The following is a 16,626-nucleotide window of genomic DNA, read 5'->3' as shown; positions in this document are numbered from 1 at the left end:
ACCTTGTAGCCAGTTTTCTTGAACGACCCGTCAGGCCGGGATCTTGTGGAAACCGCTGCCGGCCCATTGAACATCCTTGGGTACCAGACAGGTCTTGTGTTCGATGTGGTATTCGAATTCGCTGCGGAAGTGCTTGATGAAGCTCTGCACCGGGAAAGCCGCCGCGTCGCCGAGCGCGCAGATGGTACGACCGGCGATGTTGCCGAGCACGCTGTTGAGCAGGTCCAGATCCTCCGGCTTGCCCTGCCCGTTCTCGATGCGATGCACCACCTTGTACATCCAGGCCGTACCTTCGCGGCAGGGCGTGCATTGGCCGCAGGATTCCTCGTGATAGAAGAAGGACAGACGCTCGAGTGCCTTGACCATGCACACCGTCTCGTCCATGACGATGACGGCACCGGAACCGAGCATCGAACCGCCCTTGCTGATCGAGTCGTAATCCATGGTGCAATCCATGATCACCTCGGCCGGCATGATCGGCGCCGACGAACCGCCGGGAATGACTGCCTTCAGCTTGCGCCCGCCGCGCATGCCGCCGCACATCTCGAGCAGCGTCGCGAACGGCGTGCCGAGCGGAATTTCGTAATTACCCGGGCGATTGACGTGGCCGGACACCGAGAACAGCTTGGTGCCGCCGTTGTTCGGTTTGCCCAGGTTGAGGAACTCCTCGCCGCCCATGTTCAGGATGAAGGGGATGGAGGCGAAGGTTTCGGTGTTGTTGATCGTCGTCGGCTTGCCGTAGAGACCGAAGGAAGCCGGGAACGGCGGTTTGAAGCGCGGCTGCCCCTTCTTGCCCTCGATCGATTCGAGCAGCGCGGTTTCCTCGCCGCAGATGTAGGCGCCATAACCGTGATGGGCGAACAACTCGAAGCTGAAGCTGGAGCCGAGAATGTTCTGGCCGATGAAGCCGGCGGCACGAGCTTCGTCGAGAGCCGCCTCGAAGCGCTGGTAGATTTCCCAGATCTCGCCGTGCACGTAGTTGTAACCGCGCGTTGCCCCCATCGCGAAGGCGGCAATGGCCATGCCTTCGATGACCGCATGCGGGTTGTAGCGCATGATGTCGCGGTCCTTGAACGTCCCCGGTTCGCCTTCGTCGGTGTTGCAGACGATGTACTTGTCGCCCGGGAAGGAGCGCGGCATGAAGGACCATTTCAGACCGGTCGGGAAGCCGGCGCCGCCGCGACCGCGCAGCACGGACTTCTTGACTTCGTTGATCACGTCTTCCTGGGTCATCCCGCTCTGCAGGATGCGCTTCAGCTGCTCGTAGCCGCCGCGCGCCACGTAATCATTGAGCGACCAGCCATCGTCGCCCTTGAGACCGGCCGTCAGGACCGGGTTGATCGCCCCCATCATGGCCATTACTTGCACTCCTCGAGCAGCTTGTCGATCTGTTCCGGGTGCATGTGGCTGCACATCGAACGGTTGTTCACGATGAACACCGGCGCGTCGCCGCAGGCCCCCATGCACTCGCCTTCCTTGAGCGTGAATTTGCCGTCGGCGGTCGTCTCGTTGTAGCCGATGCCAAGCTTCTGCTGCAGGTATTCGCCGGCGTGATAGCCGCCGGACAGAGCGCACGGCAGGTTGGTACAGACCGTGATCTTGTACTTGCCGACCGGCTTGAGGTCGTACATGTTGTAGAAGGAAGCCACCTCGTAGGCCGCGATCGGCGGCATGCCGAGGTAGTCGGCAACGGACTCGATCGCTTCCGGCGGCAGCCAGCCCTTCTCTTCCTGGGCGTGGGCCAGACAGGCCATGACCGCCGACTGTTTCTGATCGGCGGGGTACTTGGCGACCTCGCGGGCGAATTTCTGTAGGGTGTCAGCGGAAAACATCAGCGGTCAATCTCGCCAAAAACGATATCCTGGGAACCGATGATCGTCACGACGTCAGCCAGCATGTGGCCGGTCGCCATTTCGTCCATCGCCGCCAGATGGGCAAAGCCGGGCGCACGAATCTTCATGCGGTAGGGCTTGTTGGCGCCATCGGAAATGAAATAGATGCCGAATTCGCCCTTCGGATGCTCGATCGCCGCATAGGCTTCGCCGGGCGTGACATGGATACCTTCGGTGAACAGCTTGAAGTGGTGGATCAGCTCTTCCATGTTCGACTTCATCGCTTCGCGCTTCGGCGGCGCCACCTTGTGGTTGTCGGTGATCACCGGGCCGGGATTCTTGCGCAACCAGTCGACGCACTGCTTGATGATGCGGTTCGACTGCAGCATCTCTTCCATGCGGACGAGGTAGCGGTCGTAGCTGTCGCCGTTGACGCCGAGCGGAATGTCGAAATCGACCTTGTCGTAGGCAGCGTACGGTTGCTTCTTGCGCAAGTCCCAGGCGACGCCGGAACCGCGCAGCATGGCGCCGGTGAAGCCGAGCTGCATGGCGCGCTCCGGGCTGACGACACCGACGTTGACCAGACGCTGCTTCCAGATCCGGTTGTCGGTCAGCAGGGTGTGGTATTCCGAATGGTATTTCGGGAAGCGCTCGGTGAAGTCCTCGATGAAATCGAGCAGCGAGCCGCTGCGATTGTCGTTGAGTTCCTTGGCCTTCTTGGCACTGGTCCAGGTCGACTCGCGATATTGCGGCATGCGATCCGGCAGATCGCGATAAACGCCGCCCGGCCGGTAGTAGGCCGCGTGCAGACGGGCGCCGCAGACCGCCTCGTAGGCATCCATCAGGTCTTCGCGCTCGCGGAAGGTATAGAGCGCCATGGTCATCGCACCGACGTCGAGCGCGTGACAGCCAATCCACAACAGATGGTTGAGGAGACGGGTGATCTCGTCGAACATCGTCCGGATGTACTTGCCACGCTCCGGCACTTCGATCTGCAACAGCTTCTCGACGCCGAGGCAGTAGGCGTGCTCGTTGCACATCGTCGACACGTAGTCGAGACGATCCATGTACGGCACTGACTGAACCCAGGTGCGGGTTTCGGCAAGCTTCTCGGTTGCCCGGTGGAGCAGGCCGATGTGCGGATCGGCGCGCTGGACGACTTCGCCGTCCAGTTCCAGCACCAGACGCAAAACGCCGTGTGCCGCCGGGTGTTGCGGACCGAAGTTAAGGGTGAAATTGCGGATATCAGCCATGTGCCGGATCTCCGTAGGCGTCTTCGCGGACGATGCGCGGCGTGTTTTCACGCGGTTCGATGGTGACGGGCTGGTAGACGACGCGCCCCTGATCGGGGTCGTAGCGCATCTCGACATGCCCGGAAATCGGGAAATCCTTGCGGAAGGGGTGACCGATGAAACCGTAGTCGGTCAGGATGCGACGCAAATCCTCGTGGCCGACGAAGGCGATACCGTACAGGTCGAAGGCCTCGCGCTCGAACCAGTTGGCGCTCTTCCACAGCGAGGTCACCGAATCCACGGCCGGGAAAGCATCATCGTCGGCGAAGACGCGAACCCGCAGGCGGAAGTTGTGCGCGATGGACAGCAGGTGAGTGACGGCGGCAAAACGGCGCCCCGTCCAGGCGCCATCGCCGTAGGTGGAATAATCGACGCCACAGAGGTCGATCAACTCCTCGAAGGAGAAATCCGCCTCATCGCGCAATGATTTCATGAACTCGAAGTAGTCAGCCGCAGCAACTTCCACGGTCAACTCGCCCAGGGCAAGCTTTGTCGACTGCAGCTTCTCCCCGAAACGTTCCTGCAATTTTTGGCTAAGCGCTTCCAGCTTGGCAGACATAAGGAATCAGCCTCGAAAATTAGCGGGCAATGGTATTGGTGCGACGGATCTTGTTCTGCAACTGGATCAGACCGTAGAGCAGCGCCTCGGCGGTCGGCGGACAGCCCGGCACATAGATATCGACCGGCACGATGCGATCACAGCCGCGCACCACCGAATAGGAATAGTGGTAATAGCCGCCACCGTTCGCGCAGGACCCCATGGAGACCACCCAACGCGGCTCGGCCATCTGGTCATAGACCTTGCGCAGCGCCGGCGCCATCTTGTTGGTCAGGGTACCGGCAACAATCATCACGTCCGACTGACGCGGACTGGGACGAAAAACGATACCGAAGCGGTCCAGGTCGTAGCGCGAGCAACCGGCGTGAATCATTTCGACGGCACAACAGGCCAGGCCGAAAGTCATCGGCCAGATCGACCCGGTGCGCATGTAGTTGATCAGCTTGTCAGCCGTGGTGGTGACAAAACCTTCCTGCAGGATTCCTTCAATCGCCATCTCTCGACCTTATTCCCATTCCAGCGCGCCCTTGGCCCAGGCATAGACATAGCCCACGGTCAGGATGGCGACGAAAATCAGCATCTCGACAAAACCGAAAACCTTGATGGCATCGGTCGCCACGATATCTTTGAAGATCGTCGCCCACGGCACAAGGAAGGCGACTTCCAGATCGAAGAGAATGAAGAGGATAGCGATCAGGTAATAGCGCACATCGAATTTCATGCGCGCATCTTCGAACGCTTCAAAACCGCACTCATAGGGAGAGAGCTTTTCCGCATCGGGCCTCTGCGGCCCAAGCAAGAACCCCATCGCCACCGGCAGCACGCCGACAGCAACCCCCACAAGAACAAACATCAGAATTGGAAAATAGGTTTCCATCATCCGCCGCCAAATTGTCGTTGTTCCGATAAGAAATTCCCGGCTTGCCCGGAAACCCCCAGTGCTATGGTGCCGACGGCGAGACTCGAACTCGCACAGCTTGCGCCACTACCCCCTCAAGATAGCGTGTCTACCAATTTCACCACGTCGGCACGTCTGCACAGCCCGCCCCACCCAAAACCGGACGAACTGCAATATTATTATTTCGGAATATCTTGCGCCTTGGAACCCCCTGCCACAGGGGATTCCGGCGCTTCACCAGCAGCCGGAACCGCCGGCGAAACAGACTGCGATTGTACAGATTCTTGCATCAGACTACCAGTCGTTTTTGGCTTCTCGGAGGCGACGTAGGCCAGCGAAAGACTGGTCAGAAAAAACACCGTTGCCAGAACCCCCGTCGTTCGACTGAGGAAATTCGCCGAACCCGAGGCACCAAAAAGACTGCCGGAAGAGCCACTACCGAAAGCCGCCCCCATGTCAGCCCCCTTGCCATGCTGCATCAACACCAGAGCAATGATCGCCAGGGCCACCAGAATATGGACCGTCAATAGCACGGAAAACAACCAGTTCATCTTGTATGCCTATCAGTTTGCGGCGCGACAAATCGCCAAAAAATCACCAGCCACCAAAGCAGCCCCACCAACCAGACCACCGTCGATATCGGGCTGCCTGAACAACTCTTCTGCACTTTGCGGCTTCACGCTGCCGCCGTAAAGAATCCGCACCCCGGCAGCCACTTCCGGGGCACGCACCGCCAACACGGCACGAATCCCCGCATGCACCGCCTGCGCTTGCTCCGGCGATGCCGTGCGCCCGGTACCAATTGCCCATACCGGTTCGTAAGCGACAACCGCCTGGCGCATGGCAGCAACTCCCGCAAGCTCCAGCACCGCCAGCAACTGCCGATCGACAACCGCCTGCGTCAACCCGGCCTCGCGCTCGGCAAGCGTCTCTCCAACGCAAAGCACGGGAACCAGACCAGCCGCTTGCGCCGCGACAAACTTGGCGGCAACCACCGCATCCGACTCGCCGTACAGACTACGCCTTTCGGAGTGCCCAACCAGAACATGCGTACAACCGACATCGCGCAGCATGGCCGGCGCAACCTCGCCCGTAAAAGCCCCCTCAGCATGCTCGCTGACATTCTGCGCCCCCAGCGCCACCTTGGTACCGAGTAGCGCAGCTTGAACCTGTGCGAGGTAAGGATACGGCGGACAGACCAGTACGTCACAGCCCAAACCGTCAACTCCCGCCACGAGCTGAGCCAGCAGATCGTCGTTGCGCGAACGACTACCGTGCATCTTCCAGTTACCGGCAACGAGCTTGCGACGTGCAGACATGCCAACCCCTGAGGAGAAAAACCCTAGGATTATAGCCAGCGCTCGCGACGCCGGTCAATGTCGGGCGTACGAAACTCAGTTAGCTGCCGCCGCACGCACCACCGCAGCGATCTCTTCAGCGACCCGAGTGACCTCTGCCGCATCCTCGCCTTCGACCATCACCCGCAGCAAGGGCTCAGTCCCCGAGGGGCGTAGCAACACCCTGCCCCGCCCGGCCAGTTTCTCCTCGACCGCTGCATGTACTGCGCTGATCGACGGCGAATCGCGCCATGCAAATCCCTTGCTTACCGGAACGTTGATCAGTTTCTGCGGGTAAAGCTTCAGCGTCCCCAGCAGCGACTCAAGCGTCCCACCGCTTTCGCGCAAGGCCGCCAGAACCTGCAGACCGGCAATGATGCCGTCGCCCGTGGTATGGCGATCAAGAACCAGGATATGCCCGGAATTCTCGCCACCGAAAAGCCAGTTGTTCCGCCGCAGGCCTTCGACGACGTAGCGATCGCCGACAGCGGCACGCTCGAAGGCGATACCCATCGCCTGCAGGGCGTGCTCGAGCGCGAGATTGGTCATCAGCGTGCCGACCACCCCGCGCACCTCGCCCACCTTCGCGCGATGGCAGACGATTGCGTGAAGCAGTTGGTCTCCGTCGTAGAGATTACCCTGGGCATCGACCATCTGGATGCGGTCGGCGTCACCATCGAGTGCGATGCCGAGATCTGCACGATTCGCCAGCACCGCATCGCGCAAGGCCTGCGGCTCGGTGGCACCGACCTTGTCGTTGATGTTCAGTCCGTTGGGCTGGACCCCCATCGGGATCACCTCCGCCCCCAGTTCATGAAACACGTCAGGCGCAATATGGTAAGCCGCACCATGCGCGCAATCGACGACGATCTTCAGGCCACGTAGGTCGAACTCGTTCGGGAAAGTGCTCTTGCAGAACTCGATGTAGCGCCCGCGCGCATCCTCCATACGAGTAACCCGGCCCAATCCGGCCGATTGAGCACAGAGCATCGGCTGATCGATGGCAGCCTCGATCGCCTGCTCGACTTCGTCCGGCAGCTTGGTTCCCTGCGCCGAGAAGAACTTGATTCCATTATCGTAATAAGGATTGTGCGAAGCCGAAATGACGATCCCGGCCTGCAAGCGCAGCGCACGGGTCAAGTACGCAACGGCCGGCGTCGGCATCGGCCCGACCAGGCAGACGTCGACACCCGCCGCCGAAAGCCCGGCCTCCAGGGCTGACTCAAGCATGTAACCGGAAATCCGGGTGTCCTTGCCGATCAACACCGTCGGCCGCTCGTCGGCCGGCATTTCGACCGTCTCCAGCAGCACCTTGCCCGCCGCGTAGCCCAGACGCATCACGAAATCCGGGGTAATCGGCGCCTGCCCAACCCGTCCGCGCACGCCATCCGTACCAAAATATTTTCTGCTCATTTTTTTCCTCACCTTTCAACCGCCGACCAGACGGCCAGCGCATCCCTAGTTGCCGCAACATCGTGAACCCGGAGAATGGCGGCGCCCCGCTGCGCGGCCAAGAGCGCCGCCGCAACACTTGCCGCCTGCCGCTCCGCCACCGGTCGGCCCGTAATTTCCCCCAGCATCGACTTGCGCGACACGCCGACCAGCAAGGGCAGGCCACACCAGCAATCCCCGTTCAACGCGCGGAACAGGTCCAGATTGTGCGCCAGCGTTTTGCCAAAGCCGAAACCCGGATCGAGCACGATACGTTCGCGGTCGATACCAGCCGCCGCACAGCGCGCGACAGCCACTGCCAGCCAGTCGGCGACCTCGGAAACAACATCGTCGTAGCTTGGCGCCCGCTGCATGCTCCCCGGCGCGCCCTGCATGTGCATCACGCACACCGCGCAATCGCTGTCAGCCACCGCCGCCAGGGAGGCTGGCGAAGCCATGCCGGCGATATCGTTGATCATGTCGGCGCCGGCATCCAGCGCTGCCCGCATCACCGCCGGCTTGTAGGTATCGACCGAAATCGGCACCCCCCAGGAAACAATTTCCTTCAATACCGGCAACAAACGATGGAGTTCCTCGTCTTCCGGCGTTGGCGTGGCGCCGGGACGCGACGACTCGGCGCCGACATCGAGAATGTCGGCACCGGCTTCGAACTGCTGGCGCGCATGAGCAATTGCCCGTGCCACATCATTGACAAGGCCGTCACCGGAAAACGAATCCGGCGTCAGATTGACAATTCCCATGAGCAGCGGACGCTCATGCTCGAGGCGATATTTACCGCAGTGAATCGTGGTCATGATGAAAAACCGGGAGCTGCCGCCCCCGGTAAAAATATCGCAAAGTCAGGCCGTAGCTGGCGCGCTCGGCTCGGCGCCGGGCTTTTCATCCGGCGGCGTGGACCGGGGCAGGCTCTGCGTCGGCTTTGGCGGCCGCGGCGGCTTGCCGGCCATGATGTCGTCGATCTGCTCGGCATCGATGGTTTCCCATTCGAGCAACGCCTTGGTCATTGCCTCGACCTTGTCACGATTGTCTTCCAGCAACTGCCGGGCCAGCGCGTACTGCTGCTCGATGATGCGGCCAATTTCCGCATCGACCTTCTGCATCGTCGCCTCCGAGACATTCTTGTGCTGCGTCACCGAACGCCCGAGGAAAACTTCCCCATCGTTCTCGCCGTACACCATGACGCCAAGCTCGGACATGCCGTAGCGCGTCACCATGTCGCGCGCCATTGCCGTTGCCCGCTCGAAATCGTTGGAGGCGCCGGTCGTCATCTGGTTCATGAACAACTCTTCCGCAATGCGACCGCCGAACAGCACGGCGATCCGCGACAGCAGGTACTGCTTGTCGTAGGCGTAGCGGTCCTGCTCCGGCAACTGCATGGTCAGGCCCAGCGCACGGCCGCGCGGAATGATGGTGACCTTGTGCACCGGGTCGGACTTCGGCACCAGCTTGGCGACCACGGCGTGACCGGATTCGTGGTAAGCCGTGTTCATCTTCTCGTCCTCGGTCATCACCATGCTGCGACGCTCGGCGCCCATCATGATCTTGTCCTTGGCCTTCTCGAAATCTTCCATGTTGACCAGACGCTTGTTGCCGCGGGCGGCGAACAGCGCCGCCTCATTGACCAGGTTGGCAAGGTCGGCACCGGAAAAACCAGGCGTGCCGCGGGCGATGATGTCGGCCTTGATGTCGCCGGCGATCGGCACCTTGCGCATGTGTACCTTGAGGATTTCCTCGCGACCGCGGATATCCGGCAGCGGCACGACGACCTGGCGATCGAAGCGGCCCGGGCGCAGCAGTGCCGGGTCGAGAATGTCCGGACGGTTGGTGGCGGCGATGACGATGATGCCGGAGTGCCCTTCGAAACCGTCCATCTCCACCAGCAACTGGTTCAGCGTCTGTTCGCGCTCGTCGTTGCCGCCGCCGAGACCGGCGCCGCGGTGACGACCGACGGCATCGATTTCATCGATGAAGATGATGCACGGCGCGTGCTTCTTGGCATTCTCAAACATGTCGCGGACGCGCGCGGCACCGACGCCGACGAACATTTCAACGAAATCCGAACCGGAGATCGAGAAGAACGGCACCTTGGCTTCGCCGGCGATCGCCTTGGCGAGCAGCGTCTTGCCGGTACCCGGGTTGCCGACCATCAACACGCCCTTGGGAATACGCCCGCCGAGCTTCTGGAACTTCGACGGATCGCGCAGGAAATCGACGATTTCCTGAACTTCTTCCTTGGCCTCGTCACAACCGGCGACATCGACGAAAGTGATGGTGTTCTGCGCCTCGTCCATCATCCTTGCCTTCGACTTGCCGAAGGAGAAGGCCCCTCCCTTGCCGCCGCCCTGCATCTGGCGCATGAAGAAGACCCAGACGCCAATCAGCAGCAGCATCGGGAACCAGCTGACGAAGATGTTCATCAGGAAGGAAGGCTCTTCCTCCGGTTTGGCCTCGATCTTGACGTCGTACTTGAGCAGGTCGGAAACCAGCCACAGGTCGGGCGGCGAATAGACGGTCAGGCGCTTGCCTTCCTTGGTCGTCGCCTTCAGTGTCCGGCCCTCGATGACGACCTTGTCGATCCGCCCCTGCTTCACCTCTTCCAGAAACTGCGAGTACTCGACGCCACCAGCCGCGACCTGACGCGTATTGAACTGGTTGAAGATGGTCATCAGCACGAGGCCGATCACCATCCAGATCGCGAGATTTTTGAACATGTTGTTCAAGTGGGCACTCCTTCAATTACGTCGAGCGACAAAAATGTCATTCTAAACAAAATCTGTCAGCGCAAGTTGCGGCCGAGCAGGTAAATCTCCGGGCTGCGATCGCGCGAAGCATCCGGCTTGCGCACCGCCACGGTCTGAAAAGTGGATCGCATGGCCTTGACGAAAGCCTCGTAATCACTCCCCTGAAAGACTTTGACCAGGAAAGCGCCATCCGGTTTCAAATGCGCCAACGAAAACTCCAGACCGAGCTCGGCCAGATGCATGATCCGGGCCTGATCGACCAGGGGCACCCCCGACATATTGGGCGCCATGTCCGACATCACAAGCCCCACCCGCCGTTCGCCGAGCAATTCTTCCAGTTGCCGCAGCACATCGTCCTCGCGGAAATCGCCCTGGATGAAATGCACACCGTGGATCGGCGCCATCTCCAGCAGGTCGAGCGCGAACACCAGCCCGCCGCTGCCGACCCGCTCCACGGCGACCTGTGACCAGCCGCCCGGGGTCGCCCCGAGGTTGACGACGACCTCGCCACGCCGCAGCAGCTTGTCCTTGTCGTCGATCTCCATCAGTTTGAAAGCGGCGCGCGAACGCCAGCCTTCCTTCTTGGCGAGCTGGACGTAGGGATCATTCACATGCTCGCGCATCCACGCCTTGCTGGTTCTGGTTCGTTTCATTCGGTAAAATGCCGTTTTTGAAAGGGTTTTAGATGCAACAACTGACTTCTGCCCAGGTGCGCGAATTGCGCGCCCAGGCCCACGGACTCAACCCGGTCGTCTCGATCGCCGAGAACGGCCTCAGCGATGCCGTCCTCAAGGAGATCGACGTCTGCCTGAAGGCGCACGAACTGATCAAGATCCGGGTCTATGGTGACAGCCGCGAAAATCGACTGGCCTACCTGGAGCGCATCTGTACCGAACTGTCCGCCTCGGCGGTCCAGCACATCGGCAAACTGCTCGTCGTCTATCGCGAAAACCCCGAGAAGCTCGTTGCCAAGGATACGGCAAAACCGCGTTCGGCGGCACCGCGCCGGACCAAGCGCAGTTTTCAGGGCTGATCAGCGTAATCCGCGCCCGCTCCAGAGAACCAGACCGAGCCCGGACAGGCTCTGGAGCAGATAGACGATACTGGAAATGCCGTGCCAGGTCGCGAAGCGGTCGCGGACCACGCTTTCCATGACTTCGCGCGGCAGGGCATCGAGCTTGAGCTGCGCCATCAATGGCTGGATGCCGAACAACTGGACGGCCGCCATTCCGGCCATCAGCAGCACCAGCCAGAAACCGGCTTGACGGAGCACGCGCGTACCGGAGCGCGCGACCAGGAAAAGCAGCAGGTACAGCGCGGCGCCGAGACCGAACCAGCCGATCAGCGCGAACAGCTTGCCGGCGAGCATCCCGGCCAACTGTCGATCACCGAGTTCGGCAAACAGCACTGGCGCCGCCAGGTAGCCGATCGCCCACAATCCACCGACCCACAGGGTGATCGCAAACAGGTAGAGGGCTTCGGAAAGGCGACGCATATCTACTCGTAGCGAACGTCGATGATTTCGTATTCGCGGATGCCGCCGGGTGCCTGCACCTGCGCGATATCGCCGGCATACTTGCCGATCAGCGCGCGGGCCACCGGCGAATTGACCGAAATCTTGCCGGTCTTGATGTCCGCCTCGTCCTCGCCGACGATCTGGTAGGTCACCGTATCGCCGGAATCCTGGTCTTCCATTTCGACGGTGGCGCCGAAAACGCAGCGACCATCGGCGTCGAGGAGCTTGGGATCGATGATCTGGGCGTTCGACAACTTGCCTTCGACCTCCTGGATGCGCCCTTCGATGAAGCCCTGGCGTTCCTTGGCCGCATCGTACTCGGCATTTTCGGAGAGGTCGCCATGCGCACGCGCTTCGGCAATCGCCCCGATCACCCAGGGTCGATCAACGGTTTTCAGCCGATGCAGCTCCTCGCGGAGTTTCTCGGCGCCATTCACGGTCAACGGAACTTTATTCATGTCAGTCTCGGCAAAAAGCAAACCGCCGGCGCCTGCAGGAGGCGACCCGGCGGCGGTTCGGTTTGAGGTCAGTGCAACTGCGCGTGCAGCGCCTGGATCGGATAAACCACGAGTTCGCCCCGGTTGCGGATGCCTTCGGCGGCCGCTTCGGCACCCCAGATCGTCGTGTACATCGTCACCCGCGCCTGCAGGCCGGAGGTCCGGATCGAACGCGAATCGTTGATCGCGCCGCGCTTTTCCTCGACGGTGTTGATGATCAGCGAAATCTCGTTGTTCTTGATCATATCGACGATGTGCGGACGGCCTTCGGTCACCTTGTTCACCGGCTGCACGGTCAGCCCGGCGGCGGCGATGGCGTGCGCCGTGCCGCGCGTGGCGACCAGCTGGAAGCCGGCTTCGGCCAGGTGGCGGGCGATCTCGACCGCCTTCGGCTTGTCGCCGTCCTTGACCGACAGGAAGACCTTGCCCGCCGACGGCAGCTTGACGCCGGCCGCCAGTTGCGACTTGACGAAGGCTTCGGCGAAATTGGTGCCAACGCCCATGACTTCACCGGTCGACTTCATTTCCGGACCGAGGATGGTATCGACGCCCGGGAACTTGACGAAGGGGAAGACAGCTTCCTTGACCGAGAAGTAAGGCGGCACGACCTCCTTCGTCACGCCCTGCGCCTTCAGGCTCTGGCCGGCCATGCAGCGGGCGGCGATCTTCGCGAGTTGCAAACCGGTCGCCTTGGACACGTAAGGCACGGTGCGCGAGGCGCGGGGATTGACTTCCAGCACGTAGACGTCGTTGTCCTTGATCGCGAACTGCACGTTCATCAGGCCGCAGACGTTGAGCGCCTTGGCCATCAGCTTGGTCTGCCGGCGCAGTTCGTCCTGGACGGCGGCCGACAGCGAGTACGGCGGCAGCGAGCAGGCCGAGTCGCCGGAGTGCACGCCGGCCTGTTCGATGTGTTCCATGACACCGCCGATGATCACTTCGTCGCCATCGGACAGCGCATCGACGTCGCATTCGACGGCGTCGTTGAGGAAGCGGTCGAGCAGCACCGGCGAATCGTTGGAGACCTTGACCGCTTCGCGCATGTAGCGCTCGAGGTCCTTCTGCTCATGGACGATTTCCATGGCCCGGCCGCCGAGCACGTAGGACGGACGAACGACCAGCGGGTAGCCGATTTCCTGCGCCAGGCGCAGCGCATCCTCTTCGGTGCGCGCCGTGCGGTTGGGCGGCTGCTTCAGGCCGAGTTCGTGCAAGAGCTTCTGGAAGCGCTCGCGGTCTTCGGCAATGTCGATCGATTCCGGCGTCGTGCCGATGATCGGCACGCCGTTGGCTTCGAGAGCGAGCGCCAACTTCAACGGCGTCTGGCCACCGTACTGGACGATGACACCGACCGGCTTCTCGATGGCACAGATTTCCAGCACGTCTTCGAGCGTCAGCGGCTCGAAGTAGAGACGGTCGGACGTGTCGTAGTCGGTGGACACGGTTTCCGGGTTGCAGTTGACCATGATCGTCTCGTAACCGTCTTCGCGCATCGCCATCGCGGCATGCACGCAGCAGTAGTCGAACTCGATGCCCTGGCCGATGCGGTTCGGACCGCCGCCGAGGACCATGATCTTCTTCTTGTCGGTCGGCTGCGCTTCGCATTCCTCGTCGTAGGTCGAGTAGAGGTAGGCGGTGCCGGTGGCGAATTCGGCGGCGCAGGTGTTGACGCGCTTATACACCGGACGCACGCCGAGGGCATGACGGCGGGCGCGGAATTCGGACTCGCTGGTCTTCAGCAGGTAGGCCAGACGCCGGTCGGCGAAGCCCTTCTGCTTCAGGAAGCGGACCTCTTCGGCGGTCAGCGACGAGAACTCGCGCTTTTCCACGGCCAGTTCGAGATCGACGATCTCCTTGATCTGGGTGAGGAACCAGGGATCGATCTTGGTCAATTCGAAGACGCGCTCGACCGACATGCCGATGCCGAAGGCGTCGGCGACGTACCACAGGCGGTCCGGCGTCGGCCGGGCCAATTGCTCGTCGATGGTTTCCGGGTTGACCGTCTTCAGGTTGAAGCCATCGACGCCGACTTCCAGCCCGCGCAGGGCCTTCTGCAGCGACTCCTGGAAAGTGCGGCCCATGGCCATCACTTCGCCGACCGACTTCATCTGGGTGGTCAGCGTCGAATCGGCCTGCGGGAATTTTTCAAACGCAAAACGCGGCACCTTGGTGACGACGTAGTCGATCGACGGTTCGAACGACGCCGGGGTCTTGCCGCCGGTGATGTCGTTGGCCAGCTCGTCCAGCGTGTAACCGACGGCCAGCTTGGCGGCGATCTTGGCGATCGGGAAGCCGGTGGCCTTGGAAGCCAGCGCGGAGGAGCGCGAGACGCGCGGGTTCATTTCGATGACGATGCAGCGACCGTCCTTCGGATTGATCGAGAACTGCACGTTGGAGCCGCCGGTGTTGACGCCGATTTCGCGCAGAACGGCGATCGAGGCATTACGCAGCAGTTGGTATTCCTTATCGGTCAGCGTCTGCGCCGGCGCGACGGTGATCGAGTCGCCGGTGTGCACGCCCATCGGATCGAGGTTCTCGATCGAGCAGACGATGATGCAGTTGTCCGCCTTGTCGCGGACCACTTCCATCTCGTATTCCTTCCAGCCGAGCAGCGACTCTTCGATCAGCAACTCGTTGGTCGGCGAGGCTTCGAGACCGCGCTTGCAGATGGTCTCGAACTCTTCCATGTTGTAGGCGATGCCGCCGCCGGTACCGCCGAGCGTGAAGGACGGACGGATGATGGTCGGAAAACCGATCATCGCCTGCACCTGGTAGGCCTCTTCCATGCTGTGGGCGGTGGCCGACTTGGCAGAACCGAGACCGATCTTGGTCATCGCGTCCTTGAACTTCTGGCGGTCCTCGGCCTTGTCGATGGCTTCCTTGGAGGCGCCGATCAGCTCGACGCCGAACTTGGCGAGCACGCCTTCACGGTCGAGGTCGAGCGCACAGTTGAGCGCGGTCTGGCCGCCCATGGTCGGCAGCAGCGCGTCCGGGCGCTCCTTCTCGATGATCTTGGCGACAACCTGCCAGGTGATCGGCTCGATATAGGTGACGTCGGCCATTTCCGGGTCGGTCATGATCGTCGCCGGGTTGGAGTTCACCAGGATGACCTTGTAACCCTCTTCACGCAGGGCCTTGCAGGCCTGCGCACCGGAATAGTCGAATTCACAGGCCTGGCCGATGATGATCGGGCCGGCGCCAATGATCAGAACACTCTTGATGTCTGTACGTTTCGGCATCGTTATCTCTCTCTGTGCCGCTTATTGCGCGTTGTTGAGCGCAGCCACGCCGCGCGTCATGGTGTCGAGGAAGCGATCGAACAGGTAGGCCACGTCGTGCGGGCCGGGGCTGGCTTCCGGGTGCCCCTGGAACGAGAAGGCCGGCACGTCGGTGCGGGCGATCCCCTGGTTGGAACCGTCGAACAGCGAGACATGGGTGACCCGCAGGTTGGCCGGCATCGACGCCGGATCGACCGCGAAACCGTGGTTCTGGCTGGTGATCAACACCTGGCCGGTATCCTTGTCCTTGACCGGATGATTGGCACCGTGGTGGCCGAACTTCATCTTCAGCGTCTTGGCGCCGGAGGCCAGCGCCAGTAGCTGGTGGCCGAGGCAGATGCCGAAGGTCGGCACGCCAGCGGCGAGGATCTCGCGGATGGCGGCGATGGCGTAGTCGCAGGGTTCCGGATCGCCCGGGCCATTGGACAGGAAGACGCCATCCGGCTGCATCGCCAGCACATCGGCAGCCGGCGTCTGCGCCGGCACGACGGTCAGCTTGCAGCCGCGCTCGGCGAGCATGCGCAGGATGTTGCTCTTGACGCCGAAGTCGTAGGCGACGACGTGGAAACGCTCTTCGCCACGCTGCTGGTAGCCGTCCAGCGTCCACTCGGCCTCGCTCCAGGTGTAGCGCTCGGTCGCCGAGACGACCTTGGCCAAGTCCATGCCGGCCAGCCCGGGAAAGGCGCGGGCAGCAGCGAGCGCCTTCGCTTCGTCGGCTTCGCCGGCGAGGATGCAGCCGGCTTGGGCACCCTTTTCGCGCAGGATGCGGGTCAGCTTGCGCGTATCGATGCCGGCGATGGCGACGATGCCGTGCTTCTTCAGGTAGGCACCGAGGTCTTCCTGGCAGCGCCAGTTCGAGGCCAGACGCGGCAGGTCCTTGATCACCAGGCCGGCGGCAAAGTTGGCGCGCGACTCGAAGTCTTCGTCATTGCAGCCGGTGTTGCCGATGTGCGGATAGGTCAGGGTGACGATCTGGCGCGAATACGACGGATCGGTCAGGATTTCCTGGTAGCCGGTGATCGCGGTGTTGAAAACGACTTCACCGCTGGTTACGCCGTCGGCGCCGATGGATTGGCCCTTGAAGACCGTCCCGTCGGCGAGGGCGAGGATGGCGGGTGTGAATGAGGGCAGCAGCGACACGTCAGCTCTCCTGTAATTTTTCTGCTCGTTCATGTGCCAAGCGGGAAGGCTCGCGCCTCCCCGCTTGTGCTTTTTAACCTTGCCATT

General features: G+C 61.8%; 17 protein-coding genes and 1 tRNA gene. 1 reads left to right on the top strand and 17 read right to left on the bottom strand.

Translation table 11 applies throughout. The annotated features are described in order from the left end of the window. Window positions 1-30: 30 nt before the first annotated feature. From nuoF to AC0KWY_RS19305, 13 genes are all read right to left on the bottom strand, one after another. Window positions 31-1,359, bottom strand: coding sequence for an NADH-quinone oxidoreductase subunit NuoF (gene nuoF / locus AC0KWY_RS19365; RefSeq protein ID WP_474027126.1), 1,329 nt, complete (start codon window positions 1,357-1,359; stop codon window positions 31-33). Beyond that, on the bottom strand, window positions 1,359-1,832 hold the full coding sequence (nuoE, locus tag AC0KWY_RS19360; protein ID WP_474027125.1) for an NADH-quinone oxidoreductase subunit NuoE: 474 nt from the start codon (window positions 1,830-1,832) through the stop codon (window positions 1,359-1,361). Before nuoE ends, nuoF begins: the two co-directional genes overlap by 1 nt. Further along, a complete protein-coding gene (locus AC0KWY_RS19355; RefSeq protein ID WP_474027124.1) occupies window positions 1,832-3,085 on the bottom strand; it encodes an NADH-quinone oxidoreductase subunit D in 1,254 nt (417 codons plus the stop codon). Before AC0KWY_RS19355 ends, nuoE begins: the two co-directional genes overlap by 1 nt. Beyond that, window positions 3,078-3,683 carry an NADH-quinone oxidoreductase subunit C gene (locus tag AC0KWY_RS19350; RefSeq protein WP_474027123.1) on the bottom strand — a complete coding sequence of 202 codons (606 nt, stop codon included), beginning with the start codon at window positions 3,681-3,683 and terminating at the stop codon, window positions 3,078-3,080. The genes AC0KWY_RS19355 and AC0KWY_RS19350 overlap by 8 nt, the downstream gene beginning before the upstream one ends. A gap of 19 nt (window positions 3,684-3,702) precedes the next feature. Next, window positions 3,703-4,179: a NuoB/complex I 20 kDa subunit family protein gene (locus tag AC0KWY_RS19345; protein ID WP_374326518.1), complete on the bottom strand. Its 477-nt coding sequence runs from the start codon at window positions 4,177-4,179 to the stop codon at window positions 3,703-3,705. Window positions 4,180-4,188: 9 nt separating this feature from the next. Next, window positions 4,189-4,563, bottom strand: coding sequence for an NADH-quinone oxidoreductase subunit A (gene ndhC, locus AC0KWY_RS19340; RefSeq protein ID WP_474027122.1), 375 nt, complete (start codon window positions 4,561-4,563; stop codon window positions 4,189-4,191). Between the two features lie 64 nt (window positions 4,564-4,627). Next, window positions 4,628-4,712: transfer RNA gene (locus tag AC0KWY_RS19335), tRNA-Leu, on the bottom strand. A gap of 48 nt (window positions 4,713-4,760) precedes the next feature. Then, window positions 4,761-5,132 (bottom strand): preprotein translocase subunit SecG, encoded by a 372-nt coding sequence (gene secG / locus AC0KWY_RS19330; RefSeq protein WP_474027121.1) that lies wholly within the window; start codon window positions 5,130-5,132, stop codon window positions 4,761-4,763. 12 nt (window positions 5,133-5,144) lie between these two features. Beyond that, window positions 5,145-5,900, bottom strand: coding sequence for a triose-phosphate isomerase (tpiA, locus tag AC0KWY_RS19325; RefSeq protein WP_474027119.1), 756 nt, complete (start codon window positions 5,898-5,900; stop codon window positions 5,145-5,147). Between the two features lie 75 nt (window positions 5,901-5,975). Beyond that, entirely contained in the window at window positions 5,976-7,331 is a 1,356-nt protein-coding gene (glmM, locus tag AC0KWY_RS19320; protein ID WP_474027118.1) for a phosphoglucosamine mutase, read from the bottom strand. 8 nt (window positions 7,332-7,339) lie between these two features. Beyond that, entirely contained in the window at window positions 7,340-8,164 is an 825-nt protein-coding gene (gene folP / locus AC0KWY_RS19315; RefSeq protein WP_474027117.1) for a dihydropteroate synthase, read from the bottom strand. A 45-nt stretch (window positions 8,165-8,209) separates the two neighbouring features. Continuing rightward, window positions 8,210-10,090, bottom strand: a complete 1,881-nt coding sequence (gene ftsH / locus AC0KWY_RS19310) for an ATP-dependent zinc metalloprotease FtsH (protein WP_474027116.1) — start codon at window positions 10,088-10,090, stop codon at window positions 8,210-8,212. Between the two features lie 56 nt (window positions 10,091-10,146). Further along, complete coding sequence (locus tag AC0KWY_RS19305; protein WP_474027115.1) at window positions 10,147-10,764, bottom strand: RlmE family RNA methyltransferase; 618 nt, start codon at window positions 10,762-10,764, stop codon at window positions 10,147-10,149. Window positions 10,765-10,796: 32 nt separating this feature from the next. Between AC0KWY_RS19305 and yhbY the strand changes: the two genes are divergently transcribed. Then, window positions 10,797-11,144 carry a ribosome assembly RNA-binding protein YhbY gene (yhbY, locus tag AC0KWY_RS19300; protein ID WP_474027114.1) on the top strand — a complete coding sequence of 116 codons (348 nt, stop codon included), beginning with the start codon at window positions 10,797-10,799 and terminating at the stop codon, window positions 11,142-11,144. Here the strand turns inward: yhbY and AC0KWY_RS19295 are convergent, their stop codons facing one another. The 4 genes from AC0KWY_RS19295 to carA form a co-directional block, all read right to left on the bottom strand. Then, window positions 11,145-11,606: a DUF4149 domain-containing protein gene (locus tag AC0KWY_RS19295; protein ID WP_474027113.1), complete on the bottom strand. Its 462-nt coding sequence runs from the start codon at window positions 11,604-11,606 to the stop codon at window positions 11,145-11,147. A gap of 2 nt (window positions 11,607-11,608) precedes the next feature. Further along, entirely contained in the window at window positions 11,609-12,085 is a 477-nt protein-coding gene (greA, locus tag AC0KWY_RS19290; RefSeq protein WP_474027112.1) for a transcription elongation factor GreA, read from the bottom strand. Between the two features lie 68 nt (window positions 12,086-12,153). Continuing rightward, on the bottom strand, window positions 12,154-15,360 hold the full coding sequence (carB, locus tag AC0KWY_RS19285) for a carbamoyl-phosphate synthase large subunit (protein WP_474027111.1): 3,207 nt from the start codon (window positions 15,358-15,360) through the stop codon (window positions 12,154-12,156). Between the two features lie 21 nt (window positions 15,361-15,381). Further along, window positions 15,382-16,572, bottom strand: coding sequence for a glutamine-hydrolyzing carbamoyl-phosphate synthase small subunit (gene carA, locus AC0KWY_RS19280; protein WP_474027110.1), 1,191 nt, complete (start codon window positions 16,570-16,572; stop codon window positions 15,382-15,384). Between the last annotated feature and the right edge of the window lie 54 nt (window positions 16,573-16,626).

This window comes from Azonexus sp. MM2026_4 (assembly GCF_055901855.1).
The sequence above is the reverse complement of the archived record's forward strand: the minus strand, read 5'-3'. Positions and strand labels throughout refer to the sequence as shown.